Here is a 25,684-nt window from a genome sequence, read left to right as displayed (position 1 = left end):
AATGTTTTATAAGATTTTTTGTGTAACAGTTTGGTAACACCAAATAAATAAAGCACAACAATCTCAAGTGCGCTTAATGTGTCATTCGGTAGTCCAGGGGAAGGAGAGAACGTTTCAAGGGTGAATCAGGTGAACAGCGATAAGAAAGGACAATGATATTGCACAGTGTCTAAGTGGCGTTAGAAAGCGAGAAATTAAACTTAACATATTGATAAATAAGATATAAATCAGATTGAATCGAAGGGGGAGATCGCCTGAAAAGTGCTTAACAGGCGTCTTTTATCACTTTTAATTATAAATTTTGCCAATATTCACTCAGTGAATTATGCTGGTTTATCACTCGGCCATCGGCAAAAATTGGATTATCCTGCTGATGTTTTTTTGCTGTTCATCGCATCCTCTTCCGCCTGACGGAGGATAGCTTTAGCCATCCACTGCGTGACGTCCTGAATACCCTCCAGCTCCAGCCCCCAGATATCTTTCAGCACCAGGAACACCTCCGAACCGTAAATCAGCGAGAAAGCATAAATCACTCTCTGTAGAGAATCCGGCGGCAGTTTGCCCTGCAACGGTTCTACCGCCAGCTGCAGCAGCCGCTTACGGTTACCACGCACGAATTTTTCGCCCGGCGTCGCGTTCGCCCACTGCTGTAGAGAGAGCTGCAGCGCTGCGCGTAATGCGCCCTCATGTCGCTCCATCTGGGGATAGGCGAAGGCCAGCAACTGCTGAATGCGTTTCAGCGCATCGTTATCTTGCGGGTGCCAGGCCAGGATCGGCCCCAGGCTTTCCGTCACCACGGCGGTAATCAGCGCACTTTGAGTGGGGAAATAGCGGTAGGCAGTTGCACGTGAAACCTGCGCGTGCGCCGCCAGTTCGGTGATCGAAGGGAACGCCCCTTCGTCATACAGCGCCATCGCGCTCCCCAGCAGCAAACGATAGGTTTTAGCCCGGGCGGAAGTCAGTGAAAGATCGGACGGGGCGGGAAAAGCATTTATCGGCACTTAAACCTCATACATCTGCACATGCTTGCGCGACCGGAGATACGCCACGGCCGACCGGTTGGCGGTGAAACCTCGGCCGCGCTAAAAAGCTCAAAAATGAGACAGGAGTCCCATTTTTCATTGAGCTGCCCTTGCAAAAATGATACTACCGTCTCATTATATAAATACATTAATCAATTTAACTTAAAAGCCAACACCAGGGAACATCAAAAAACATAACATAATGTTTTTAATTAAAAATTAGAAATCCCTTCGGAAAAATGCATGAAAGATACTTCAAATTTTGTCTATATTGCTACCACAGCAGATACCAAAGGACAAGAGTTGGAGTATGTGCGGCGGCTGATTGCCAGCCTGGATTTGCCCACGCTAACCGTCGATCTCTCCACCCGTAGCTTGCCGTTTAACTCCCCGGCCGATATCGGCCCAGAAGAGGTTGCTCGCCACCATCCGGCGGGCGCAGGCGCGGTCTTCTGCGTCAACCGCGGCCAAGCGATCGCCGCCATGGCGATCGCTTTTGAACGCTTTATCCTGACGCGGCGCGATATCGCCGCCCTGCTTGGCCTGGGCGGTTCCGGCGGCACCGCCATCATTACGCCGGCCATGCAGCAGCTGCCGATTGGCATGCCGAAATTGATGGTCTCGAGCATGGCGGCGGGCGACGTTTCCGCCTATGTTGGCGCCAGCGACATCAACATGATGTATTCGGTCACCGATCTCGCCGGCCTCAACCGCATCTCACGGCGGGTACTGGGCAACGCGGCGCGTCAGATAGCCGGGGCGGTACGCTTCGCTGCCGCCGATCATCTCGAAGACAAACCCGCGATCGGCCTGACGATGTTTGGCGTTACCACTCCCTGCGTTCAGGCGCTGGTCGCCAACCTTGCACCGCAATGGGATTGCCTGACGTTTCACGCGACCGGCAGCGGCGGTAGAGCGCTGGAAAAACTGATCGATAGCCGCCAACTGCACGGCGCCATCGATTTAACCACCACCGAAGTGACCGACTACCTGTTTGGCGGTGTGCTGCCCTGTAATGCCGATCGTTTCGGCGCCATCGCGCGTACCGGCCTCCCGTGCGTGATCTCCTGCGGCGCTATCGACATGATCAACTTCGGCGCGCCGAATACGGTACCGGCTCACTACGCCAACCGTCTGCACCACCATCACAACCCGCAAGTCACGCTGGTGCGCACCAGCGTGCAGGAAAACGCGCTAACCGGGCGTTGGATAGGCGAAAAAATCAACGCCTGCACGGGCGAAGTGCGCTTTGTGATTCCGACGGGCGGCGTGTCGGCTCTGGATGCGCCCGGCCAACCGTTCTGGGATCCGGCGGCGCTGGCCGCCTTTACGCAAACGCTGGAGGAAACGGTGCACGCCACCGACAGGCGCCGATTGATAAAAACGCCTTATCATATTAATGACCCGCGTTTTGCGCAGGCCGTTGCTGAACAGTTCCGACAAATTGGCGGCGGGAAATGACGATCGCGCAATACAACATCGACCGACAATCATGCATGAAAAAGGCCAGACATTTCGTCTGGCCCTTATTATTCACTGCGAACGCATATTACTGACCGGAGGACATCTGCTCCTTCATTTTATTCATGTGGTCCATCATTTTTTGTTCGCGTTTCTGATAATTCTCATTGTATTGTTTTTTCTGCTCAGGAGTCAGCAGGTTATACATTTTATTTTCTGCTTTGGCGCGCTCCAGCATGCGTTCGGATTGCGCTTTATTGATCGTGTCAATTTGCGCTTTCGCCTTCGCTTCATCAAAGCTGTCGGAAGCGACCAGATTATGCAGCGCCTGGCGTTCCTCTTTCATGCCCGGCCCGCGTTTTTGGTGCGAATCTTTCATGATGTCGCGCATTTGCTGGCGCTGTTGCTCGGTCAGGTTCAGCCCAGCGAACGGGCCGCCTTTGCCTTCTCCCTTGTGATGCATCATTTTCATCGGTGCCGCATCCGCCGCCGGAGCGGTTGTCGTGTCGGCGGCGAACGCCGCAGAAGCAGAACCCAGGGCCAGCGTGGAAGCAATAAATAAAGCCGTCAATTTACGCATAATCATTTCCTTAAAAATTTTTCTTCATCAGGAGCGCTGTACGTTAACAGGCTCATTCGTCGTCGGAGATAATAATAGGCTGATAAAATTCAAGTAATGCGAGGGTGTGTAAACTTTTTAAAACCCATCATGGGTTTATTCACCAATTATGAAAAAAGTATGAAGATGGCGTTTATTCGGCGGAAATTTTAATTTCCCGGCGCAAATCCCCTCGGCGGAGTTATTTTTCAGTCTCACCCTCAACGCTATAATTTACTCGCGTTCACGGCAACCTTGCATCAACCGTTTTTCGCTAGCGAGAAGAATCTGTACAAACTTCGCGCGGCCCGATGTTCTCCTCCTACACTTTAAGACAACCGGCCGTCAGGTGCCGCTTACGCCGCAAAACCAATCATTGCTTATATAATAGTTTCCATCACCCGCCCCGCCTGTGGAAACCTGTTATATGATGCACAGACGCGCACGGCGACCACTTTCGGGCCAACAGGCTGCCCGCCGGTTCTTCGTGCTGACCGGCCGCCCGTGCTCTTTTGAGGAATCATCATGTCCGCAGACCAAGGCCCTGAGCTTCTTAACGCCCACTTCGGCACCCAGAGCCCCCATTGGCGGCTGGCGTTTGACAGCAATGCTTTGGAGCTGTCCGCCGTTAAGGGCAAAGCCCACATCGCGGTGGCGCTCAGCGCGATGGAAGCGGCGAAAATTCGCCGCCTGACCGGCGTCACCGCCAGCCTTGAACTGACCATTACGCTCGCCGGTGAACCGCTGCATCTGCATCTGGTCGGACGACGCGTCAACCATCTCGAATGGGCGGGCACCGCTTCGGCCTTCAGCGACACCCAATCCGTGGCGCGCGATCTGGTGCACGGCCTCTCCTTCGCCGAACAGGTGGTGTCCGAAGCCAACTCGGTGATCGTGATCGTCGATCAACACGGCCGTATCCAACGCTTCAACCGGCTGAGCGAGGAGTACACCGGGCTGCAAGAACACGAAGTGATCGGCAAAAACGTTTTCCAACTGTTCATGAGCCCGGAAGAAGCCGCCGCCTCACGGCGCAACATCGCCGGCTTCTTCCGCAACGGTTCGTCGTATGAAGTTGAACGCTGGGTAAAGACGGTCAAGGGTGAACGGCTGTTCCTGTTCCGCAACAAGTTCGTGCACAGCGGCAGCGGCAAGAACGAAGTTTTTCTGATCTGCTCCGGTACCGACATTACCGAAGAACGCCGCGCGCAGGAGCGGCTGCGGGTGCTGGCCAACACCGATCTCATCACCGGCCTGCCGAACCGCAACGCCATCCAGGACAAGATCAATCATGCCATCGCCACGCGCGGCGAAGAGAGTTTCGGCCTGGTCTACCTCGATCTCGATAACTTCAAGAAGGTCAATGACGCCTACGGCCATATGTTCGGCGATCGGCTGCTGGTCGAAGTCGCGCTGGCGATCCTCGGCTGCCTGAGCCCCGATCAGGTGCTCGCCCGTCTGGGCGGTGACGAATTTCTGGTGCTGGCGCCGCAGACCGACCGCGAGCGCCTGCAAACGCTGGCGCAGCGCATCATCGATCGGCTGAAAACGCCGTTCCGTATCGGTCTGATTGAAGTGTATACCGGCTGTTCGATCGGCATCGCACTGTGCCCGGAGCACGGCAACGATCTCGACAGCCTGATCCGCAGCGCCGATACCGCCATGTACGTCGCCAAGGAGCACGGCAAACGCACCTATACCGTTTTCTCGCCGGAGATGAACAAACGCGTCGCCGAATACATGTGGCTCGATACCAACCTGCGCAAAGGGCTGGAGCAAAATCAGCTGGTGCTGTACTACCAGCCTAAAATCGACGCGCGCAGCGGTGAAGTGCACAGCGTGGAAGCGCTGGTGCGCTGGGATTCTCCGGAGCGCGGCCTCATCCCGCCGCTGCAGTTCATCTCCTACGCCGAGGAGTCCGGCCTGATCGGTCCGCTGGGCCAATGGGTGCTGCAGACCGCTGCCGGCCAGGCGGCGCAGTGGCAAGAGCAGGGGTTGAATCTGCGGGTGGCGGTCAATCTCTCCGCCCGGCAACTGGCCGATGACAGCATCGTCAACGACCTGCTCGGGGTGCTGCGCCATCATCGCATGGCCCCATGCCTGCTGGACTTCGAATTGACCGAGAGCAGCCTGATTGAAGACGAAAATCGCGCGCGCGTGCTGATCACCCGGCTGCGCGAACTGGGTGCGCAGGTGCATCTCGACGACTTTGGTACCGGTTATTCGTCGTTGGCGCAGCTGGCGCGTATTCCGCTGGACGCCATCAAGCTGGATAAAAGCTTCGTGCGTGGGGTGAATTTCAACCCGGTTTCGCAATCGCTGGTACGCGCGATCGTTGCGGCGGCGGAGGCATTGGCCTTCAGAGTGATCGCCGAAGGCGTGGAAACCGAGAGCGAAAACCACTTCCTCGACGAGGTCGGCGTGGACGAAAAGCAGGGCTTTCTGTTCGCGCGGCCAATGCTCCCGGAACAGCTGGAGCATTGGCTGCAGTCTTATCGCCCGCCCTCACCTTCCGCATGAGGCGGGCGCGTTAAGGTTAGCCGGCACGACGCAGGTTCAGGGTGTGGCGATCCTGCAACATCACCAGCCGCTCGATGTAGGCACGGTCCTTTTCCTCAATGGTAAAGGCCGAGTGCACCCAATCTTCGGTAATGTCCATCAGCTCGGAGCGCGTCAGCTGCAACACGCGCTGCCGCGCCCGCAACATGGCGCGCATGCCGTTGAGCTTCGGCCGAATGGTATCGATAAAGGTGCGCGTCGCCATGTAGGCGTCGCCGGGCTGGAACAGCTGATCCACCAGCCCGCGGCTTTCGAACCACTCTGCGGTGTGCGACTCGCCGCCCCAAATCAGCTCCTCGGCCAAGCGCATGCCCGCCTTGCGCGCCACCAGCGAGTAACCGCCCATGCCGGGAAACAGGTTGAACGCGATCTCCGGAAACCCCATGCGCGCATTGTTCTGCGCCAACACGAAGTGGTGCGCCAGCGCCGCTTCAAACCCGCCGCCCAGCGCGCTGCCTTCGACCATGGCAATGCTGACCGCGCCGGTGTCGAAACCGCGCGCCGCCGCATGCACGCAGTCAATGCAGGCACGTGCATAGGCCATCATCGCCTCGCGTTTGCGGTTTTTGATCGCTTCGGCGAAGAATTGCAGATCGCCGCCGACGTTGAACATGTTCGGCACCAGCGAGCCGGTGACCCAGAAATCGAACCGCAGCGAAGACTCTTTTGCCGCCTGCGCCAGCGTCATGATGTCCTCGATCAGCGCCTGATTAAAACAGGGGCGCGGCGCAGCGCGCAGCAGCATCCACATGATGTGTCGCCCCTCTTCATAGTAGGCGGAAAGCTGCGTCAGGTTGCCCGCTTCGGTAAACGGACGACAGGTGGGATGATTAAGTAATTTCATAAGACCTTCCAGTTTTTCTGTTGATGACGGATGAGACCGTTTCAGCCCCTACGGCTGCAGCGGAGCGGCGGTCGGCAAAGCGCGACGCCACACCATGAGTAAACGCTTTCTCACCGACGAAACAGATAAAAATTGGAGGTAGGGAAGTGAAAAAAACCGAGGCACCACGGGGTTTTCATAGGAATCTTACCTATCGGGCTCTCCCCGGCATTTCATGCCGGGCGCTAACGCGTTAAGCTCGGAAAATGACCGTCCGCCTGCCCGGCGCGCAAACCGCCGCGGAGCTTTGACTATAATCACTGCTGAAACATGCCATTTAACGTTAAGGAAATCGTGAAGTAATGCCTACAGGACCAGACCAGGAACACCGCCAACCCGCACAAGACACGCCGCCGAAGCCGCTTATCGCCATCAAGACCGGCCATGAGACCCTCGACCGCCGCATCGGTGGTTTTTCACGTCTAATTGAACGCATCAAAGCCTGGCCGAGCGTGGCGCACCTGCTGCGCGCCGCCGAACGCTTTAACGATCGGCTCGGCAGCCAATTCGGCGCCGCCATCACCTATTTTTCATTCCTCTCGCTGATCCCGATCCTGATGGTGTCGTTCGCCGCCGCCGGTTTCGTGCTGGCCTCCAACCCGGATCTGCTGGCCAGGCTGATCAACAGGATCGTCGGCAGCATCAGCGATCCGACGCTGGCCACCACGCTGAAGAACACCGTTAACACCGCCATTCAGCAGCGCACCACCGTGGGGTTGACCGGCCTGGCGCTGGCGCTCTATTCCGGCATCAGTTGGATGGGCAACCTGCGCGAAGCGATCCGCGCACAGTCGCGCGACGTCTGGGAACGCAATCCGCAGGATCAGGAGAAAATCTACTTCAAATATACCCGCGACTTCATCTCGCTGACCGGCCTGGTGGTCGCGCTGATCATTACGCTGTCGTTGACCTCGGTCGCCGGATCGGCGCAGGCGGCGATCGTCAACGCGCTGGGGCTGGACGGCATCGAATGGCTGCGGCCGGCGCTGACGCTGATCGCGCTGTCGATATCGATCTTCGCCAACTATCTGCTGTTCCTGTGGATTTTCTGGATGCTGCCGCGCCACAAACCGAAGAAAAAAGCGCTGCTGCGCGGCACCTTGCTCGCCGCCATCGGTTTTGAGGTGATCAAATTCGTGATGACGATGACGCTGCCGCAGGTGGCGAAGTCACCTTCAGGGGCGGCCTTCGGCTCGGTGATCGGGCTGATGGCGTTCTTCTACTTCTTCGCCCGCTTGACGCTGTTTTGCGCCGCCTGGATCGCCACCGCCGACTACAAAGGCGACAAAGCCTTGCCGGAACGCGAGCCTCCGGCGCGCTGAAGCCATGCTATCGTGCCGGTGTTTCCGCACGCACCGGCACTTTCCTCTGGTTATCAGGCAAAAAACCAGTCAATTTCTCTGAATCGTGCGGTACGCCATCCAGAAAACCAGCATAACAAACTACCCAATCACTTTTCTTTCCCCTTTTTGTAGCTATTCCCTCTGCGTGGAATCCATTTCTCAACGTTTAACGCTGCAGAAAAGATGATGGATAAAACATTAGTCTTTTTAACCGGTTAGTGACGGCACTGGCCAAAGTTCCGCCGTTGAAAAGGCCGAATGCTGTCACTAAGATGGATTTTTACCCCTCCTAACGATAAGAAAAATTATGCAAGCCACCATCGCACCCCCACTCGACGCCGGCGACGCACCCACACCGGTAAACTCCCGCGGAAAAGTCATCGTCGCCTCGCTGGTCGGCACCGCCATCGAGTTCTTCGATTTCTACATCTACGCCACCGCCGCGGTGATCGTGTTCCCGCATATCTTCTTCCCACAGGGCGATCCGACCACCGCGACGCTGCAGTCGCTGGCCACCTTCGCCGTCGCCTTTGTCGCGCGCCCTATCGGCTCTGCGCTGTTCGGCCACTTCGGCGATCGCGTGGGGCGCAAGGTGACGCTGGTCGCCTCGCTGCTGACCATGGGGATTTCCACCGTGCTGATCGGCCTGCTGCCGAGCTATGAAACCATCGGCATCTTCGCCCCTATCCTGCTGGCGCTGGCGCGCTTTGGCCAGGGCCTGGGGCTGGGCGGCGAATGGGGCGGCGCCGCCTTGCTGGCGACGGAGAATGCGCCAGCCAAAAAACGCGCGCTGTACGGCTCCTTCCCCCAACTGGGTGCGCCGATCGGCTTCTTCTTCGCCAACGGCACCTTCCTGTTGCTCTCCTGGTTGCTGAGCGACCAGCAGTTTATGGAATGGGGCTGGCGCGTGCCGTTTATCCTTTCCGCCGCGCTGGTGCTGATCGGCCTGTACGTTCGGGTGTCGCTGCATGAGACGCCGGTATTCGCCAAAGCGGCCAAGGCCGGAAAACAGGTGAAAGTGCCGCTCGGCACGCTGCTGAGCAAGCATCTGAAAGCCACCATCCTCGGCACCTTCATCATGCTGGCGACCTACACGCTGTTTTATCTGATGACGGTATATTCGATGACCTACGGCACCGCGCCGCAGCCGCTGGGCCTCGGCTACTCCCGCAACAGCTTCCTGTGGATGCTGATGGTGGCGGTGATCGGTTTCGGCGTGATGGTGCCGATCGCCGGCCTGCTGGCGGACGCGTTCGGCCGCCGCAAGACCATGATCGCCATTACCCTGTTGATGATCGGCTTCGCGTTCCTGTTCCCGAGCCTGCTGGGCTCCGGCAACCAGGCGCTGGTGATGGGCTTCCTGCTGTGCGGCCTGAGCATCATGGGGCTGACTTTTGGCCCGATGGGCGCGCTGCTGCCGGAGCTGTTCCCGACCGAAGTGCGCTATACCGGCGCCTCGTTCTCCTACAACGTCGCGTCGATCCTCGGGGCGTCCGTGGCGCCGTATATCGCCACCTGGCTGGCAGCCCACTACGGGCTGTTCTACGTCGGCATGTACCTGGCGGCGATGGCCGGGCTGACGCTGCTGGCCCTGCTGCTGATGAAAGAAACCCGCCACCAGTCGCTGTGATCCCCTGCGGCCCCCTCACTACGGGGGGCCGCACGCGTTGTGCGTTTCCTGTCATAAAATCGGGCTATGCTGGTCGTTTCTCTCGGTAACAGGATCGGCCGATGTCTCTGCGTCGTGGGGTATTTGTCTGCGTTGCGCTGCTGGCGGCGCTCGCCATCGCACTCTATTACGGGTTGAAGCCCGACCATCCCGATGCGCTGTGGCGCATCGTCAGCCAGCAATGCCTGCCCAATCAGCAGGCGCATGACAACCCGGCGCCCTGCGCGCAGGTGGATGCACAGGCCGGTTTCGTGGTGTTTAAAGACCGCAACGGGCCGCTGCAATATCTGCTGATGCCCAGCGCCAAAATCACCGGTATCGAAAGCCCGGCGGTGCTGGACGCCGCCACGCCGAATTTCTTCGCCCAGGCCTGGCGCGCGCGCCACGTGATGGCGGAACGTTATGGCAAGCCGATCGACGACGGCGATATTTCGCTGGCGATTAACTCGGAATATGGCCGCACGCAAAACCAGCTGCACATTCATATCTCCTGCCTGCTGCCGACGGTAAAACAGCGGCTGGCGCAGATCGGCCCCGATTTCATCAATCAGTGGCAACCGCTGCCCGGCGGTCTGTTGGGGCATGACTATCTGGGGCGGCGGGTGACCCCCGCCGAACTGGAACAACAGGGCGCCTTCCGTCTGTTGGCTGCCGGCCTGCCGCGCGCCGACGGGCGCATGGGCAGCTTCGGCCTGGCGATGACCACGCTGCCGGACGGCGATTTCCTGCTGCTGGCGACCGAGCGCAGCCTGCTGCCGTTCACCCTGGCCTCGGCGGAAGAGCTCCAGGATCACGACTGCCGGCTGCTTACGCCGCCGCCACGCGCCTGACTATTTTTTGCCTTTCATCTCCCGCAGGATCTGCCCGCACTGGTTCTCCTCGCCGCCTTCACTGGGCGAGACCAGCGCCAGCAGCGCCGCCGCCGGCGTCAGCACCGCCCCCAAGGCCACCGCCGCCGCACCGCGAGCAATCAGCGGCCCGGCTTTGACCCCGGCGTCCGGGTGCTTGAAGGTGCCTTTCACGTAAAGCGGCGAGCGCAGGGTCAGCACGCGCATGCCCTTGCTTTCCGGATCGATGGACAAATCCAGCCGTTCGGTGGCGAAATTGGTGTTGCCGGTGATGTTGATCACCGCATTCTCGGTGTCGAACACGAACAGACGCGGCGCGGCGACGCCGCTGCGGATGCCGACGTCTGCCGCCGCGCAGTTGATGCCCACCACGTCGTCACCGAACAGCTGCGCCACCAGATAGTTGCCGACGTTCAGGCCGAGGATCTCCATCAGGCTGCGGCTGATCACCCCGTTATTGATCAACAGGCGCAGATCGCCGTTGCTGGTCGCCAGCAGTTCAGCCACCGAATTGCCGCTGCCCGCCAGCCTGGCGTCGCCGTTCATCTGCCCGAGGCTGCGCTTCATCGCTTCCACGTTCGGCAACAGCTGTTTGAGCTGAAGTTTGCGCGCATGCATATCCACCTGGCCGCGCATCGGCTTTTTACTGCCGTCGAGGCGCACGACGGCGTTCATACTGCCGCCCGCCATGCCGAAGCGCAGCGGATCCAGACGCAGTTCGCCGTTGTTCAACTTCAGATGCGTAGCCAGATCGCTCAGCGGCAAATCGCTGCCGCGCTCGATGCGCGCGGCGGCGAATTTCACGTCCGCATCCATCTTGCGCCAGCTTTGCGTATCGAACTGTTCAACCGGCAGCACCTTGTCCGCCGGCTGGTGGCTCTTCTCGCCGCGCCCGGCTTTGGCGGCGTTGGAGTCCGCGCCGATCAGCGGCGCCAAATCCGCCAATCTCAGCTGCCGGGAGTTCACCGCCCCGCTCAGCGTCGGCCGCGGTTTGCCGGCAACGTATTTCAAATCGCCGTGAATGTCGCTGTCGCCGATTTTGCCATCGAATTTCTGATACTCGAACACGGCGCCACCCGGCTGATGCAGACGGGCGCTCAGATGGCCATCGGTCGCATACGGCGGCGTATTCGGCAGCAACACGCCGGTCAGGCCATACAGGTTGCCCAGGCTTTCGCCGGAAAATTTCAGCTGCACGTCCAGGCCGCCGAGGTTCAGCGGATCGGACAAGGTGCCCGCCACCACCACCCGGGTGCTGCCGGAGCGCACATCGGCCTGCAGCGGGAACGGCAAGTTGGCGCTCTGCAACGACAGCATGCCGCCTATCTTGCCGCTGCCGCTCAACGGCTCGCCGTTATATTTGCCTTTCACCTGCCAGCCGAAAACGTAATCCGGTGTCACGGCCCTGCCGCCGTCCTGTTTGCCGGTCACTTCACTGAACGGCAGCGGTTTGCCGAGCGGATCGATAACGGCGCGGAAATCCGCCTTCAGGATGGCGTCTTTAAAGGCGATCTGCCCCTTGTCGAACACGATGTCGTGAACGGTGAACGACCAGTCGGAAGGCGGTTGCTGCGGATCCTGACCGGCGGCCAGGTCAAACGTCCAGTTATTGTCGCCGTTGGCCAGGCGTTGCAACGAGGCATTCGGCTGCTTGAGCCAGATGCGCGGGATCAGCAGTTCTTTCCCCAGCAACGCCAGCGGTGCAATGCTGGCGTCGACGCGCTGCAGCGTCACCATGCTGTCGCCGGGCATGTTTTTCGGATTACCCAGCCACACATCTTCGGCATGGATATGCGGCCAGGGCACCCAGGCGCGCCAGCCGCCCTCATCCGGATTGCGCGACCAGTCGACGCCCAGATCGCCCCGGATGGCGAATGGCCGCCGCAGTTCGGCCGACACTTTGTCGTTGATGGTGGGCTTGAGTCGATTCCAGTCGAAGGTGGCGATGAAGATCGCCAGTGCGGCGATCGCCAGCAGCACAATGCCGCCCAGCCAGCTGAAAACCTTTCCTGTTCTTGTCATAGCGGCTCCCTCAGCGCATAAAACGGGCTGCCGAATGAAAGGAAAAGGTATTAGCAGCCCCGTTTAAGCCTAGCTGAGGATAGGCCGGAGTTCACGCCGATGCGCCGGGCGCGGCGAACAGCGTCGGTACGCTGTGCAGGGTTTCAAAGCACGCCGGGCGAGAGAGGTAGTAGCCCTGCGCGGCCAACGCGCCGGAACGCTGCACCAGCCGCCACTCCTGTTCGGTTTCCACGCCTTCGACGATCACCCCATCACTGTGCTGGTTCATCATCTTGATCAGGGTGCCGAGCAGTTGCACGCCCTCTTCCGACTGCTTGAGCAAGGTGAACAGCTCGCGCGCCACCTTGATGTATTGATAACGCCAGGCGCCAACGGCGGAGAAGTTGGCCAGCCCGCTGCCGAAATCGTCCAACCACAGCCGTTCACCGCCGACGATCTGCTGCAGCGGGCGGTTTGATGCCGTTTCGGCGTGCTCCACCAACTCGAAACGCAGATAGGGCATCTCGGCGATCTGCCGTTGCAACGCGCTATGGCGCTGCAACGCTTGCAGCGCGATGCCGTCGATATTGACCGACACCATCACCGCGTGGCGAATGAACAACGCCTGCCAGCGCTGCAGCAACGCCAACTGTTCCTGGATCACCCGCAAACGCTGAGCGACGTCGAGCGAGGCAAAATAGTGCTCCGGGGATTGCCGTTTGTCCGGCTCATTCGGGTGATACACCGCCGTCAGCAGTTCCACCGCCAGCAGCGCGCCGCTGGTGCGATAAATCGGCTGGAAGGTATACAAGCGCCGGCATTGCCGCCAGTAGCGCCGCGATTTAGCGCAGGCATAGAGGGCAAAACAGGGCGCCAGCAGACCAGAGATCAGGTTGGTTATCATCGGTACTATCGCCGTGGCGGGGAAATGAGAGCGCTGCCGCTGTTTCTTTACCCAGCTTATCGGCAGCGCGGCGTAAAACTTTAAGCACGAATTGCCGTGCGCTTCTCCCTCGCCCTGCCGGCGCTAGCCGATCGCGATCATAAAAAATTAAAACACTGTTTTAATTTATTGACTCCCTCACTGCCTTACGTGGAGACTGACGGCTGTTGCTTCTTGTTTAGCCAGGGCTTATTGACGATGACTATCCGAAATCTCGCCGTGATCGGCGAATGCATGATCGAGCTGTCGCAACAGGGCGCGCAGCTGACGCGCGGCTTTGGCGGCGATACCCTCAACACCGCCGTCTACCTCGCCCGCCAAATGCCGGAAAAGGCATTGCGGGTGCATTACGTCACCGCACTCGGCACCGACAGTTTCAGCCGCGAGATGCTGCAGGCCTGGCGGCAAGAGAAGGTCGAGACCGGGCTGGTTCAGCAGTTGGAAAACAAACTGCCGGGCCTGTATATGATCGAAACCGACGCCGCCGGCGAACGCACCTTTTACTACTGGCGCAACGACGCCGCCGCCCGGTATTGGCTTGCGGGACCGCAGGCCGACGAGCTGTGCGCCCGGCTGGCGCAGTTCGATTACCTGTACCTCAGCGGCATTAGCCTGGCGATCCTCGCTCCCGCCGATCGTACCAAGCTGCTGGCGCTGCTGCGCCGCTGCCGCGCCAACGGCGGCAAGGTTATCTTTGACAACAACTACCGTCCGCGCCTGTGGCCAAGCCGTGAGGAAACGCAGCAGGCCTATCGCGAGGTGCTGGCCTGTACCGACATCGCTTTTCTGACGCTGGATGATGAAGAGTTGCTGTGGGGTGGGCAGCCTATCGAACGGGTGGTCACACGTACGCAGGCGCTCGGCGTCGGCGAGATCGTGATCAAACGCGGTGCAGACGCGTGCCTGGTGTTCAGTGCAGAGGGGGAGCGGCTTGAGGTGCCGGCGATCGCGCTGCCGCCGGAGCGCGTAGTGGATACCACTGCGGCGGGCGACTCTTTCAGCGCCGGTTACCTGACGCTACGCCTGAACGGCGGCAGCGCCCAACAGGCGGCGCAGCGCGGCCATCTGCTCGCCGCTGCGGTGATCCAACACCGTGGCGCCATCATTCCCGCAGCGGCCATGCCGGCATGACCAATAAGGCGGCGGCGAGATTATCTCGCCGCCCTCGCACGGGATCCCAGAAGCATTGATAAGAGAATGAGTGAAAGAATTTCCCTGGCGTTGGCTTATTTTCGCCCATAGCTGTTAAGCTCGGGTCTTGGCATTGCCGCCTTTTTGAATTTATTAGCCGAGTATAAATTTCAATCCGCCGCACTGACTAGCTGGACTTTAGTGCAGGTCGGGCTGAACCGCCGAACGACAGGGAGGTTACCGATGGCCGTCGCATTCGCCAACGCCGTCGCCGCAAGACTGCATCTTGACGGCCAACTGCACGCCTTCAGCAGATTCAAATACGCTTATTTGACCTTCAACAAACACCATCCCGATCGCCATCTGCTGGTTTCGAGCTACCCGCAAGAATGGCTGAATATCTACAGCGCCAATCGCTATCAGCACATCGATCCCGTCGTCCGCGCCGCCCATGGCCGCTGCGCGCCCTTCATGTGGCATGACACCCCTCTCACCACCGAGGATCGGCATTACCGGAAGATCTTCAATCAGGCGCGGGAATACGACATCGTGCACGGTTGCAGCTTTGTTTTGCACGATCACGACAACAATCTGGCGATCTTGTCGATCAGCGCGACGGCGGCCGATGACGCCGAACTGCGACAGTTGATGGCAGACGAGCGGGCCAACCTGCAGATGGTCTTGGTCGATACCCACCAGCATGCGCTGGCGTTGGCCAGTGCCGAAACAAGCCGGACGGATCGGCTCTCGCCGCGCGAAGGAGAAATTCTCTATTGGGCCAGCCAGGGCAAAACCTACCATGAGATCGCGTTGATCCTGGGGATCAAAACCGGCACGGTGAAATTTCACATCGGCAATGTGGTGCGTAAGCTGGGGGTGACGAACGCCAAACACGCGATCCGGCGCGGTCTCGAGCAGCAGCTGATCGCGCCGCCGGAGGCATAAAAAAAGCCGGCATCTCAGCCGGCTTTTTGTGCTTCATCTTGCGGACAATCAGCCCGCAACGGCGATGCGTTTCATGTCGGTCATGTAACCGCGCAGTTTGCGGCCGACGGTTTCGATTGGGTGGCTACGCACCGCTTCGTTCACGTCACGCAGCTGCGCATTGTCTACCGCCGTGCCCGCCGCGGCTTTACCCAAATCACCCGCCTGCAGGGTGGTCATAAAGTCCTTCAGCAGCGGCACCGCCGCGTTGGCGAACAGGTAGTTGCCGTACTCCGCGGTATCGGAGATGACCACGTTCATTTCATACAGACGTTTACGTGCAATGGTGTTGGCGATCAACGGCAGCTCATGCAGCGACTCGTAGTAAGCCGACTCTTCGATGATGCCCGCATCGACCATGGTTTCGAATGCCAGCTCAACGCCCGCTTTCACCATCGCCACCATCAGCACGCCGTGATCGAAGTACTCTTGCTCGCTGATCTTGCCTTCAAACTGCGGCGCATTCTCGAACGCGGTTTTGCCGGTCTCTTCGCGCCAGGTCAGCAGTTTCACGTCGTCCTCCGCCCAGTCGGCCATCATGCCGCTGGAGAACGCGCCGGAAATGATGTCGTCCATGTGCTTCTGGAACAGCGGCGCCATGATGGTTTTCAGCTGTTCGGACAGCGCATAAGCGCGCAACTTGGCCGGGTTGGACAGGCGATCCATCATCAGCGTGATGCCGCCCTGCTTCAGCGCTTCGGTGATGGTTTCCCAGCCGAACTGAATCAGTTTCTCGGCGTAAGCCGGATCGGTACCTTCCGCCACCAGCTTGTCGAAGCACAGCAGCGAACCCGCCTGCAGCATGCCGCACAGAATGGTTTGTTCACCCATCAGGTCGGATTTCACTTCGGCGACGAAGGAAGACTCCAGCACGCCGGCGCGGTGGCCGCCGGTCGCCGCCGCCCAGGCCTTGGCGATCGCCATGCCTTCACCTTTCGGATCGTTTTCCGGGTGAACCGCAATCAGGGTCGGCACGCCGAAGCCGCGTTTGTACTCTTCACGCACTTCGGTGCCCGGGCATTTCGGCGCGACCATCACTACGGTGATGTCTTTGCGCACCTGCTCACCCACTTCAACGATGTTGAAGCCATGGGAGTAACCCAGCGCCGCGCCGTCTTTCATCAGCGGCTGCACCGCTCGCACCACGGAAGTGTGCTGCTTGTCCGGCGTCAGGTTGACCACCAGATCCGCCTGCGGGATCAGGTCTTCGTAGGTGCCGACCTTAAAGCCGTTTTCGGTCGCCTTGCGCCATGAAGCGCGTTTCTCGTCGATCGCTTCTTTGCGCAGGGCATAGGCGACATCCAGGCCGGAGTCGCGCATGTTCAGCCCCTGGTTCAGGCCCTGGGCGCCACAGCCGACAATCACCACTTTTTTACCTTTCAGGTAGCCGGCTTCGTCAGCAAATTCGTCGCGCGCCATAAAGCGGCATTTACCCAATTGCGCCAACTGCTGACGCAGGTTCAATGTGTTGAAATAGTTAGCCATGGTGGTACTCCGGTTTGATGTTGTCTTGCATTGTTATTTTCATTCCCCGCCCTGTCTGTGCGGAGATTCGTTAAACTCAATGTATAACAGGAAATGCGTTGCTTAAATTGATATATTGAGAACGTGATATTGCAATTTATGCAACACTCCAACTGCGAGCGTATCGATATGGATTTACGTGATTTAAAGCTGTTCCTGCATCTGGCCGAAAGCCATCACTTCGGGCGCACCGCCAAGGCGATGCACGTCAGCCCGTCGACGCTCTCCCGCCAGATCCAGCGGCTGGAAGAGATCCTCGGGCAGCCGCTGTTCCTGCGCGACAACCGCACCGTGCAGCTCACCGACGCCGGCGAACAGCTGAAAGAATTCGCCCAGCAAACGCTGCTGCAATATCAGCAGCTGAAGCACTCGCTCGGCCAGCACGGCCCGTCGTTGAGTGGCGAACTGCGGCTGTTCTGCTCGGTGACCGCAGCGTACAGCCACCTGCCGCCGATCCTCGACCGCTTCCGTGCGCAGCACCCGCTGGTGGAGATCAAACTGACCACCGGCGACGCCGCCGACGCGGTCGACAAGGTGCAGTCCAGCGAGGCCGATCTCGGCATCGCCGGCCGGCCGGAAACGCTGCCCGCCAGCGTGGCGTTCACCAAAATCGGCGAAATTCCGCTGGTGCTGATCGCGCCGGCGCTGCCCTGCGCGGTGCGCAGCCAGGCGTTCGCCGACAAGCCAGACTGGGCCGAGATCCCTTTCATCCTGCCGGAACACGGCCCTTCGCGAAAACGCATCGAGCTGTGGTTCCGCCGCCACCGCATCAGCAATCCGCTGATTTACGCCACCGTCGGCGGCCACGAAGCGATCGTGTCGATGGTGGCCCTGGGCTGCGGCATCGCGCTGATCCCGAGCGTGGTGGTGGACAACAGCCCGGAGCCGGTGCGCAACCGCATCTCGCAGTTGGATAACATCTCGATGGTCGAACCCTTCGAGCTGGGGGTTTGCGTCCAGAAAAAACGCCTGAGCGATCCGCTGATCGACGCCTTTTGGCGTCTGCTGCATCCCCGCTGACGCGAGGTTTACAGATCCGCCGGATCGATCTGCTTCATCGTCTCTACCTGCATCAGCCAGTGGTAGAGCGGCTCAAGCTGCAAAAATGCCCCGGCCAGCAGCGGCACCAGATCGGCGCTGAACAGCTTTTCCACTTCGCTATCGGTCACCATCACCGCGAACGATTTGCGGTTGTACCAGGTGGCGATCTCCGCCGCCTGCTCCTTCACCAGCGGGCGCTTGTAGCTCTCGCCCACCAGCTCGAACGGCGGCCGACAGCAGGCGGCTACCTCAAGGAAAGGCTGCGGCCGCTGCCTCAGCGTATGGCGGAACAGATCCATGGTCGGCTTGTTGGCGCTGTAGTAGCCAAGGCCATAGCGCAGCATGTCCGGCCCCAGTTCGAAAAAGTACACCGGCGCGTCTTTCCAGTCTTTGCTCGGGCGCTTGAACGTCAGCCACATGCGGCTGCGGTAGCGCGACTTGTCGTGAGAAAAACGCGTATCTCGATGAATGCGCGATAGCGTTTTGCCGATCGCCGGGCGAGTCTCGAACTGCGGATCGATCGCCAACATGCCGGGAGCCAACTGCTCCACCAGCGCGCGGAACGGCGCCAGCAGCTCGCGATCGTAGATGTCGCGGTTGCCGTCGAACCACGCCTTATCGTTTTCGATCCGCACCTGCTGCAGGAAATTCAAGCCCTGCTGGCTGAAGCCGGAGAAAGGTTGCGTCATAAGTTTTTCCGTTCTGACGGTTTATCGGGTGTTACGCAGATCTTCCCTCTGCCAACGGCGTTTGATAAACACGCGCCGACGCGTGCGAAAATAAGCGACGTAGAGGTAGAACGCCGCCCGGTTGCTGGACAGCGCGCCGCCAACCGCGCCCCCTAGCAGCAAGGCACCGGTGGCGATGCCGGTCATGCCCGCCGCCCACGCCGCCGCGGCGCCGAGGCAACACAGGCCGAGCATGCCAAGGTAATATTGCAACAATACCACCCCGCTGTTTTTCCCCTGCACCAGATGGAACAGGATCAGCGTCATCCACACCGCCACGATCGCGCCGCTGCCCATCAACACGGCGGCGGAGGTCTTGCCGCTCCAGGCGGCCGCCACATCCGTGGCCAGACCCATCACGCCCGCCAGCCCCATCATCAGGCATACCATCAGCAACATGACGTTGCCGACGCCCGGCGGCGACAGCCGCTGGCCCGGCGTGAGGAAATGCTCCTCGAGCTGCGCATCCACACCGACGAAAAGCGCGCCATCGCGCGCCGCGATTTGTTTTTCCATCTCCCGACCGTCTACCGCTAAGCGGGACAACCGGCCGGATAAACACACCGGACTCACCCCTGCAAAAAGAAGCGGAACGCCGGGTTGTCGGTTTCGTCGTGGCAATCGTAGCCCAGCGCCTGCAGGTGCCGCTCGAATTCCGGCTCGGATTGCGCCAGTTCGAAGGCCGCCAACACCCGGCCGAAGTCGGTGCCGTGGCTGCGGTAATGGAACAGCGAAATGTTCCAGTGCGCGCCCAGCGTCTGCAGGAACTTCAGCAGCGCGCCCGGCGACTCCGGAAACTCAAAGCTGTACAGCCGCTCGCGCAGCGGCTTCGACGGGCGCCCGCCCACCATGTAGCGCACGTGCAGCTTGGCCATCTCGTCGTCCGACAGATCCACCACCTGATAACCGCCGGCGTTGAGCTCGTCGATGATCTCCCGCCGCTCGGCGTGGCCGCGCGTCAGACGCACGCCGACAAAGATGCAGGCGTTGTCGGCATCGGCGTAACGATAGTTGAACTCGGTCACCGAGCGGCCACCCAGCAGTTGGCAGAACTTGAGGAAGCTGCCCTGCTGTTCCGGAATGGTCACCGCCAGCAGCGCTTCGCGCTGTTCACCCAGTTCGCAGCGTTCGGAAACGTAACGCAGGCCGTGGAAGTTGAGGTTGGCGCCGGACAGCACATGCGCCAGACGCTCGCCCTGAATGTTGTGCTGCTGGACGTACTTTTTCAGCCCCGCCAGCGCCAGCGCGCCGGAAGGTTCGGCAATCGCACGCACGTCCTCGAACAGATCTTTGACCGCCGCGCAGATGGCGTCGCTGTCCACGGTAATCACGTCGTCCAGATATTCACGGCACAGGCGGAAGGTTTCGTCGCCGATGCGCTTCACCGCCACGCCTTCGGCGAACAGCCCGACGCGCGCCAGATCTACCGGATGGCCGGCATCCAACGCCGCGCGCAGGCAGGCGGAGTCTTCCGCCTCGACGCCAATCACCTTGATCTGCGGCATCAGTTGCTTGATCAGCACCGCCACCCCGGCGGCCAGGCCGCCGCCGCCGACCGGCACGAAGACCCGATCCAGATGCGCGTCTTGCTGCAGCAGCTCCATCGCCAGCGTGCCCTGCCCGGCGATCACCGTCGGGTGATCGAACGGCGGCACGAAGGTCATGCCCTGCTGTTGGGAAAGCTCGATCGCCTTCGCTTTAGCCTCATCGAAATTGGCGCCGTGCAGCAGCACTTCGCCGCCGAAGCCGCGCACCGCATCCACCTTGATATCTGCGGTGGACACCGGCATTACGATCAGCGTTTTGATCCCCAGCCGTTTACCGGAGAAGGCAACGCCCTGCGCGTGGTTGCCGGCCGAAGCCGTCACGACGCCGCGCGCCTTCTGCTCTTCGTCCAGCCCGGCGATCATCGCATAGGCCCCGCGCAGCTTGAAGCTGTGCACCGGTTGGCGATCTTCGCGCTTCACCAAAATGGTGTTGCCGAGGCGCGAAGAGATTTTGCTCATGGCCTGCAACGGGGTGACCTGCGCCACCTCGTAGACCGGCGAGCGCAGCACCGCTCGCAGATATTCCGCGCCGCACGGGGCGCTGGGTAGGGGTTGAGAGACCGCCATGCGTTTATCCCCCCAGTTTGCTCTTGTCGCGCACCGCGCCTTTGTCGGCGCTGGTGGCCAACGAGGCGTAGGCGCGCAGCGCGAAGGACACCTGACGCTCACGGTTTTTTGGCGTCCAGGCCGCGTCGCCGCGCGCCAGTTCCGCCTCACGCCGCGCCGCCAGCTCCTGCTCGCTGACATCCAGCTGGATACCGCGATGAGGAATGTCGATCGCGATCATGTCGCCGTCCTGCACCAGGGCGATCAGGCCGCCGTTAGCTGCTTCCGGCGAGGCGTGGCCGATGGACAGCCCGGAGGTGCCGCCGGAGAAACGCCCGTCGGTGATCAGCGCGCACGCCTTGCCCAGCCCCATCGATTTCAGGTAGGTGGTTGGGTACAGCATTTCCTGCATGCCCGGCCCGCCTTTCGGCCCTTCGTAGCGGATCACCACCACGTCGCCCGCCACCACTTTACCGCCGAGGATCGCTTCTACCGCATCATCCTGGCTTTCGTACACCTTGGCCGGGCCGCGGAAGGTGAGGATTTCTTTGTCTACACCGGCGGTTTTGACGATACAGCCGTTTTCCGCCAGGTTGCCGTACAGCACCGCCAACCCACCGTCCTGACTGTAGGCGTGTTCACGGGTGCGGATGCAGCCTTCCTTGCGGTCGGTGTCCAGCGAATCCCAGCGGCAGTCCTGAGAGAATGCCTGCGTGGTGCGGATGCCGGCCGGCCCGGCGGAGTACATTTTCTTGACGCTTTCGTCGCGGGTCAGCATCACGTCGTAGGCTTCCAGCGTCTGCGGCAGGGTCAGCCCCAACACGTTGTTCACCTCACGGTTCAGCAAACCGGCGCGATCCAGCTCGCCGAGGATGCCGATCACCCCACCGGCGCGGTGCACGTCTTCCATGTGGTATTTCTGCGTGCTCGGCGCCACTTTGCACAGGTGCGGCACTTTGCGCGACAGGCGATCGATGTCCTCCATGGTGAAGTCCACCTCGCCTTCCTGCGCCGAAGCCAGCAGGTGCAGCACGGTGTTGGTCGAACCGCCCATGGCAATATCCAGCGTCATGGCGTTTTCAAACGCCGCCTTGTTGGCGATATTGCGCGGCAACGCGCTGGCGTCGTCCTGCTCGTAATAACGTTTGGTCAGCTCGACGATGCGTTTGCCGGCGTTGAGGAACAATTCCTTGCGATCGGCATGGGTGGCCAGCAGCGAGCCGTTGCCCGGCTGCGACAGGCCCAGTGCTTCGGTCAGGCAGTTCATCGAGTTGGCGGTGAACATGCCGGAGCAGGAACCACAGGTCGGGCAGGCGGAACGTTCTATCTGCTCGCTGTCGGCGTCGCTGACGTTCGGGTTGGCCCCCTGGATCATGGCGTCCACCAGATCCAGTTTGATGATCTGGTTGGAGAGTTTGGTCTTGCCGGCCTCCATCGGGCCACCGGAGACGAAGATCACCGGAATGTTCAGGCGCAGTGCAGCCATCAGCATGCCCGGGGTGATTTTGTCGCAGTTGGAGATGCACACCATCGCGTCGGCGCAGTGGGCGTTCACCATGTATTCAACCGAATCGGCGATCAGCTCGCGCGACGGCAGGGAATAGAGCATGCCGCCGTGGCCCATGGCGATGCCGTCATCCACCGCGATGGTGTTGAACTCTTTGGCCACGCCGCCGGAGGCTTCGATCTGTTCGGCGACCAGCTTGCCCAGATCGCGCAGATGCACGTGGCCCGGGACGAACTGGGTGAAGGAGTTGACCACGGCGATGATCGGCTTGCCGAAATCGGCGTCGGTCATCCCGGTCGCGCGCCACAAGGCGCGGGCACCCGCCATATTGCGGCCGTGGGTGGTGGTGGCGGAACGGTACTTAGGCATGCTCTTTTCACTCCAAATGTATTTATGGCAGGCGGCGAACGAACCGCCTGGATATTCTTATCTTGTCTGTCTTGTCGTCCGCCACGCTGCGCGGCGAGCCTTGTCGTTAAGGGTTTACCGGATCCAGCCAGCCGTACTTGTCTTCCGTCTTGCCGGTGAACAGGCCGAAGAACGCCTCCTGAATCTGTTTGGTCACCGGGCCACGTTTACCGATACCGACCTGAATGCCGTCCACGCTGCGCACCGGCGTGATCTCCGCCGCGGTGCCGGACATGAACACCTCATCGGCCAGGTACAGCGATTCGCGCGACAGCACCTGCTCGCGCACTTCGAAGCCCATGTCTTTCGCCAGCTTGATGATCGCATCGCGGGTGATGCCCGGCAGCGCCGACGAGGTGAACGGCGGGGTGTAGATCACGCCGTCTTTCACCTGGAACAGGTTCTCGCCCGCCCCTTCGGAAATGTAACCGTGCACGTCGAGCGCGATGCCTTCCTGATAGCCGTGGCGGCGCGCTTCGCTGCCCACCAGCAGGGAGGAGAGATAGTTGCCGCCGGCTTTGGCCGCGGTCGGGATGGTGTTCGGCGCCGCGCGGTGCCAAGAGGAGACCATCGCATCGATACCTTGCTCCAGCGCCTCTTCACCCAGGTACGCGCCCCAAGGAAACGCCGCGATAATCACGTCCGTTTTATAACCGGCCGGCGGGTTGACACCCATACCGACATCGCCGACGAACACCAGCGGGCGAATGTACGCGCTGACCAGGTTGTTCTTGCGCAGCGTGGCGCGGCAGGCTTCCATCAGCTCGTCGACGCTTTGCGAAACCGGCATGCGGTAGATTTTCGCCGAGTCGTGCAGACGCTGCATGTGCTCGCGATGGCGAAACACCACCGGCCCCAAGTGCGAGTCGTAGCAGCGCACGCCTTCAAATACCGACGTACCGTAATGCAGCGCGTGCGACATCACGTGCACTTTGGCCTCGGCCCAAGGAACCATCTCACCATTGAACCAAATGTAATCGGCTTTCTTTGTCATTGTTATTTATCCTTCTCGGCGCCTCAGGCGCGTATTTGTTGTGATGTTGGCTGCTGGATCTCGACGCAGGAGACGTCCATCAGCTTGCTTAATTGAGATGACAACAAGGCGACCGGACGCGGGCTGGCAACGGTCAATTCGATATTGATGCTGTCGGCGTTGGCCGGGGAAACCATATTCATAGCACAAACCTGAAAGCCGCGATGACGCACGACCCGCAATACGCGCTCTAACATTTCGGGGCGAAAACGCGCCTGGATCGAGAGTTGATGCTGCATCATGATATTTCCTCCAACATGGTTTCGTTGCCGGCGCCCGGCGGCACCAGCGGCCAGACGTTTTCGAGTTCGTCGATAGAGACCTGCAGCAGATAAGGGCCTTCGGTGTTGAACAGCGCCTCGAGGGCGCCCTCCACCTGATCCTTGCGGCTGATGCGCTGGCCGGGAATACCGAAGGCGGCGGCCAGCATCAGGAAGTCGGGGTTATCGGACAGGTTGGTTTCGCTGTAGCGGCCGTCGAAGAACAACTGCTGCCATTGACGCACCATCCCGAGGCGCTGGTTGTCCAGCAGCACGATTTTGAGCGGCAGCTGCTTGCGCTTGATGGTGCCCAGTTCCTGCACGTTCATCATGAAGGAGCCATCACCCGAGACGCAGATCACCGTATCTTGCGGGCGGGCAATCTGAGCGCCTACCGCGGCCGGCACGCCGAATCCCATGGTGCCGAGGCCGCTGGAGGTGATGAAATTCTCCGGGCGCTCGAACGTCATGTGCTGAGCGCTCCACATCTGGTGCTGACCGACGTCGGTGGTCACTACGCTGTTGGCCGGCTTGCGGTCAGACAGCTGGCGCAAGAACAGCGGCGCAAAGATCGGCTGGCCGGGGTGATCGTAGCGGCAGGCGTGCTCGGCTTTCAGCGCCGTTACCCGCTGCTGCCAGGCGGCGATGTTCAGCGGGCGCTGCAACGCCGGCAGCAATGCTTTCAGATCGCCCTGCAGAGCCACATGCGCCTGGCGCAGCTTGCTCATCTCCGCCGGATCGATATCCATGTGGATCACTTTGGCGTGCGGCGCGAAGGCGTTCAGTTTGCCGGTCACGCGATCATCGAAACGCGCGCCGACGGCGATCAGCAGATCGCACTCCTGCACCGCCAGGTTGGCGGCCTTGGCGCCATGCATGCCCAGCATGCCGAGGTACAGCGGATCTTGCGCATCCGGCGCGCCCAGCCCCTTCAGGGTGGCGACGTTCGGCATGCGGGTCACGGCGATGAACTCGCGCAGCGCCGGCACCGCCTGCGCCATGCCCACGCCGCCGCCGACGTACAGCATCGGTTTGTGCGCCTGCGCCAGCAGCTCGGCCGCCTCCGCCAACGCCGCCGCCGGAAACGCCGGCGCTTCATCGACCGGCATCAGGTGCGGATGCAAGTCGCCCTGCGCCAGCTGGATGTCTTTCGGGATATCGATCAGCACCGGGCCAGGGCGGCCGCCGGCGGCGATGGCGAACGCTTCCGCCATAATGCCCGGCAAGGCGTCCAGCGACTCCACCAGGAAACTGTGCTTGGTGCAGGCCAGAGACAGGCCGAGAACATCGATCTCCTGAAAGGCATCGGTGCCGATCAGCGCGGAACCCACCTGACCGGTGATGGCGACAACGGGAACGGAATCGAGCAGCGCATCAGCCAGGCCGGTGATCAGGTTAGTGGCGCCGGGGCCGGAAGTGGCGATGCAAACGCCGACGTTGCCGGTGGCGCGGGCGTAGCCGATGGCGGCCATGGCGGCGCCCTGTTCATGGCGGCACAGCAGATGTTCCACACCACCGTCATACAGCGCATCGTACACCGGCATGATTGCCCCACCCGGATAGCCGAATACGGTATCCACTCCCTGCACACGCAACGCTTGAACTACCCACTGAGCGCCATTCATAGTTATTTCCCCGCCTTACTTCG

At 60.6% G+C, this 25,684-nt stretch carries 21 protein-coding genes; 8 read left to right on the top strand and 13 right to left on the bottom strand.

The features are described 5' to 3' along the window. Positions 1 to 362 precede the first annotated feature (362 nt). Positions 363 to 914: a TetR/AcrR family transcriptional regulator gene (locus tag AAIE04_RS09045; protein WP_498576867.1), complete on the bottom strand. Its 552-nt coding sequence runs from the start codon at positions 912 to 914 to the stop codon at positions 363 to 365. 351 nt (positions 915 to 1,265) lie between these two features. Between AAIE04_RS09045 and AAIE04_RS09040 the strand changes: the two genes are divergently transcribed. After that, positions 1,266 to 2,483 carry a Tm-1-like ATP-binding domain-containing protein gene (locus AAIE04_RS09040; RefSeq protein WP_498576810.1) on the top strand — a complete coding sequence of 406 codons (1,218 nt, stop codon included), beginning with the start codon at positions 1,266 to 1,268 and terminating at the stop codon, positions 2,481 to 2,483. 88 nt (positions 2,484 to 2,571) lie between these two features. On the opposite strand, the gene spy is transcribed toward AAIE04_RS09040, so the two are convergent. Then, positions 2,572 to 3,063, bottom strand: a complete 492-nt coding sequence (gene spy / locus AAIE04_RS09035; protein ID WP_019455252.1) for an ATP-independent periplasmic protein-refolding chaperone Spy — start codon at positions 3,061 to 3,063, stop codon at positions 2,572 to 2,574. A gap of 543 nt (positions 3,064 to 3,606) precedes the next feature. On the opposite strand from spy, the gene pdeR reads away from it, so the two are divergent. Continuing rightward, positions 3,607 to 5,601 (top strand): cyclic di-GMP phosphodiesterase, encoded by a 1,995-nt coding sequence (pdeR, locus tag AAIE04_RS09030; RefSeq protein ID WP_019455253.1) that lies wholly within the window; start codon positions 3,607 to 3,609, stop codon positions 5,599 to 5,601. A gap of 16 nt (positions 5,602 to 5,617) precedes the next feature. On the opposite strand, the gene AAIE04_RS09025 is transcribed toward pdeR, so the two are convergent. Next, positions 5,618 to 6,484, bottom strand: a complete 867-nt coding sequence (locus AAIE04_RS09025; protein WP_019455254.1) for a crotonase/enoyl-CoA hydratase family protein — start codon at positions 6,482 to 6,484, stop codon at positions 5,618 to 5,620. Positions 6,485 to 6,825: 341 nt separating this feature from the next. On the opposite strand from AAIE04_RS09025, the gene yhjD reads away from it, so the two are divergent. The 3 genes from yhjD to AAIE04_RS09010 all read left to right on the top strand — a co-directional run bounded on the left by yhjD (position 6,826) and on the right by AAIE04_RS09010 (position 10,365). After that, the gene (gene yhjD / locus AAIE04_RS09020; protein ID WP_063918344.1) at positions 6,826 to 7,845 is read left to right on the top strand and encodes an inner membrane protein YhjD; all 1,020 of its coding nucleotides are present in this window, start codon (positions 6,826 to 6,828) and stop codon (positions 7,843 to 7,845) included. 328 nt (positions 7,846 to 8,173) lie between these two features. Continuing rightward, positions 8,174 to 9,496 (top strand): MFS transporter, encoded by a 1,323-nt coding sequence (locus tag AAIE04_RS09015; RefSeq protein WP_019455256.1) that lies wholly within the window; start codon positions 8,174 to 8,176, stop codon positions 9,494 to 9,496. A gap of 101 nt (positions 9,497 to 9,597) precedes the next feature. Then, positions 9,598 to 10,365 carry a CDP-diacylglycerol diphosphatase gene (locus AAIE04_RS09010; RefSeq protein ID WP_063918342.1) on the top strand — a complete coding sequence of 256 codons (768 nt, stop codon included), beginning with the start codon at positions 9,598 to 9,600 and terminating at the stop codon, positions 10,363 to 10,365. Here AAIE04_RS09010 and AAIE04_RS09005 read toward each other — a convergent pair whose 3' ends face one another. Beyond that, positions 10,366 to 12,405, bottom strand: a complete 2,040-nt coding sequence (locus AAIE04_RS09005) for an AsmA family protein (RefSeq protein WP_498576809.1) — start codon at positions 12,403 to 12,405, stop codon at positions 10,366 to 10,368. A gap of 91 nt (positions 12,406 to 12,496) precedes the next feature. After that, a complete protein-coding gene (gene pdeH / locus AAIE04_RS09000; RefSeq protein WP_019455259.1) occupies positions 12,497 to 13,288 on the bottom strand; it encodes a cyclic-guanylate-specific phosphodiesterase in 792 nt (263 codons plus the stop codon). Positions 13,289 to 13,525: 237 nt separating this feature from the next. Between pdeH and kdgK the strand changes: the two genes are divergently transcribed. After that, complete coding sequence (kdgK, locus tag AAIE04_RS08995; RefSeq protein WP_498576808.1) at positions 13,526 to 14,458, top strand: 2-dehydro-3-deoxygluconokinase; 933 nt, start codon at positions 13,526 to 13,528, stop codon at positions 14,456 to 14,458. A 243-nt stretch (positions 14,459 to 14,701) separates the two neighbouring features. Further along, positions 14,702 to 15,403, top strand: coding sequence for a LuxR family transcriptional regulator (locus AAIE04_RS08990; protein WP_063918339.1), 702 nt, complete (start codon positions 14,702 to 14,704; stop codon positions 15,401 to 15,403). Between the two features lie 48 nt (positions 15,404 to 15,451). On the opposite strand, the gene ilvC is transcribed toward AAIE04_RS08990, so the two are convergent. Next, a complete protein-coding gene (gene ilvC, locus AAIE04_RS08985) occupies positions 15,452 to 16,927 on the bottom strand; it encodes a ketol-acid reductoisomerase (RefSeq protein WP_019455262.1) in 1,476 nt (491 codons plus the stop codon). Between the two features lie 168 nt (positions 16,928 to 17,095). Between ilvC and ilvY the strand changes: the two genes are divergently transcribed. Then, entirely contained in the window at positions 17,096 to 17,986 is an 891-nt protein-coding gene (ilvY, locus tag AAIE04_RS08980; RefSeq protein WP_031300319.1) for an HTH-type transcriptional activator IlvY, read from the top strand. An 8-nt stretch (positions 17,987 to 17,994) separates the two neighbouring features. On the opposite strand, the gene AAIE04_RS08975 is transcribed toward ilvY, so the two are convergent. The 7 genes from AAIE04_RS08975 to ilvG form a co-directional block, all read right to left on the bottom strand. Beyond that, positions 17,995 to 18,696, bottom strand: a complete 702-nt coding sequence (locus tag AAIE04_RS08975; RefSeq protein ID WP_038874696.1) for a DUF2461 domain-containing protein — start codon at positions 18,694 to 18,696, stop codon at positions 17,995 to 17,997. Between the two features lie 21 nt (positions 18,697 to 18,717). Further along, positions 18,718 to 19,281: an immunity protein Sip4 gene (gene ssi4 / locus AAIE04_RS08970; protein WP_498576866.1), complete on the bottom strand. Its 564-nt coding sequence runs from the start codon at positions 19,279 to 19,281 to the stop codon at positions 18,718 to 18,720. A 23-nt stretch (positions 19,282 to 19,304) separates the two neighbouring features. After that, positions 19,305 to 20,849, bottom strand: coding sequence for a threonine ammonia-lyase, biosynthetic (gene ilvA / locus AAIE04_RS08965; protein ID WP_154747878.1), 1,545 nt, complete (start codon positions 20,847 to 20,849; stop codon positions 19,305 to 19,307). Positions 20,850 to 20,853: 4 nt separating this feature from the next. Next, positions 20,854 to 22,704, bottom strand: coding sequence for a dihydroxy-acid dehydratase (ilvD, locus tag AAIE04_RS08960; RefSeq protein WP_019455267.1), 1,851 nt, complete (start codon positions 22,702 to 22,704; stop codon positions 20,854 to 20,856). Between the two features lie 106 nt (positions 22,705 to 22,810). After that, positions 22,811 to 23,737, bottom strand: coding sequence for a branched-chain amino acid transaminase (locus tag AAIE04_RS08955; RefSeq protein WP_019455268.1), 927 nt, complete (start codon positions 23,735 to 23,737; stop codon positions 22,811 to 22,813). A gap of 23 nt (positions 23,738 to 23,760) precedes the next feature. After that, positions 23,761 to 24,018: an acetolactate synthase 2 small subunit gene (ilvM, locus tag AAIE04_RS08950; RefSeq protein WP_004929955.1), complete on the bottom strand. Its 258-nt coding sequence runs from the start codon at positions 24,016 to 24,018 to the stop codon at positions 23,761 to 23,763. After that, positions 24,015 to 25,661 carry an acetolactate synthase 2 catalytic subunit gene (ilvG, locus tag AAIE04_RS08945; protein ID WP_498576807.1) on the bottom strand — a complete coding sequence of 549 codons (1,647 nt, stop codon included), beginning with the start codon at positions 25,659 to 25,661 and terminating at the stop codon, positions 24,015 to 24,017. Before ilvG ends, ilvM begins: the two co-directional genes overlap by 4 nt. Positions 25,662 to 25,684 lie beyond the last annotated feature (23 nt).

It is taken from the genome of Serratia sp. Ae19-1, from assembly GCF_059801225.1.
The sequence above is the reverse complement of the archived record's forward strand: the minus strand, read 5'-3'. Positions and strand labels throughout refer to the sequence as shown.

Bases quoted from the DNA above. Each gene is read 5' to 3' on its own strand.
- pdeR (WP_019455253.1), top strand. From the start codon at position 3,607: ATGTCCGCAGACCAAGGCCCTGAGCTTCTTAACGCCCACTTCGGCACC.
- ilvA (WP_154747878.1), bottom strand. From the start codon at position 20,849: ATGGCGGTCTCTCAACCCCTACCCAGCGCCCCGTGCGGCGCGGAATAT.
- ilvY (WP_031300319.1), top strand. From the start codon at position 17,096: ATGGATTTACGTGATTTAAAGCTGTTCCTGCATCTGGCCGAAAGCCAT.
- yhjD (WP_063918344.1), top strand. From the start codon at position 6,826: ATGCCTACAGGACCAGACCAGGAACACCGCCAACCCGCACAAGACACG.
- AAIE04_RS09010 (WP_063918342.1), top strand. From the start codon at position 9,598: ATGTCTCTGCGTCGTGGGGTATTTGTCTGCGTTGCGCTGCTGGCGGCG.
- AAIE04_RS08975 (WP_038874696.1), bottom strand. From the start codon at position 18,696: ATGACGCAACCTTTCTCCGGCTTCAGCCAGCAGGGCTTGAATTTCCTG.
- AAIE04_RS08990 (WP_063918339.1), top strand. From the start codon at position 14,702: ATGGCCGTCGCATTCGCCAACGCCGTCGCCGCAAGACTGCATCTTGAC.
- AAIE04_RS09045 (WP_498576867.1), bottom strand. From the start codon at position 914: ATGGCGCTGTATGACGAAGGGGCGTTCCCTTCGATCACCGAACTGGCG.
- pdeH (WP_019455259.1), bottom strand. From the start codon at position 13,288: ATGATAACCAACCTGATCTCTGGTCTGCTGGCGCCCTGTTTTGCCCTC.
- AAIE04_RS09025 (WP_019455254.1), bottom strand. From the start codon at position 6,484: ATGAAATTACTTAATCATCCCACCTGTCGTCCGTTTACCGAAGCGGGC.
- ilvG (WP_498576807.1), bottom strand. From the start codon at position 25,661: ATGAATGGCGCTCAGTGGGTAGTTCAAGCGTTGCGTGTGCAGGGAGTG.
- kdgK (WP_498576808.1), top strand. From the start codon at position 13,526: ATGACTATCCGAAATCTCGCCGTGATCGGCGAATGCATGATCGAGCTG.
- ilvM (WP_004929955.1), bottom strand. From the start codon at position 24,018: ATGATGCAGCATCAACTCTCGATCCAGGCGCGTTTTCGCCCCGAAATG.
- spy (WP_019455252.1), bottom strand. From the start codon at position 3,063: ATGCGTAAATTGACGGCTTTATTTATTGCTTCCACGCTGGCCCTGGGT.
- AAIE04_RS09015 (WP_019455256.1), top strand. From the start codon at position 8,174: ATGCAAGCCACCATCGCACCCCCACTCGACGCCGGCGACGCACCCACA.
- AAIE04_RS08955 (WP_019455268.1), bottom strand. From the start codon at position 23,737: ATGACAAAGAAAGCCGATTACATTTGGTTCAATGGTGAGATGGTTCCT.
- AAIE04_RS09040 (WP_498576810.1), top strand. From the start codon at position 1,266: ATGAAAGATACTTCAAATTTTGTCTATATTGCTACCACAGCAGATACC.
- AAIE04_RS09005 (WP_498576809.1), bottom strand. From the start codon at position 12,405: ATGACAAGAACAGGAAAGGTTTTCAGCTGGCTGGGCGGCATTGTGCTG.
- ilvC (WP_019455262.1), bottom strand. From the start codon at position 16,927: ATGGCTAACTATTTCAACACATTGAACCTGCGTCAGCAGTTGGCGCAA.
- ilvD (WP_019455267.1), bottom strand. From the start codon at position 22,704: ATGCCTAAGTACCGTTCCGCCACCACCACCCACGGCCGCAATATGGCG.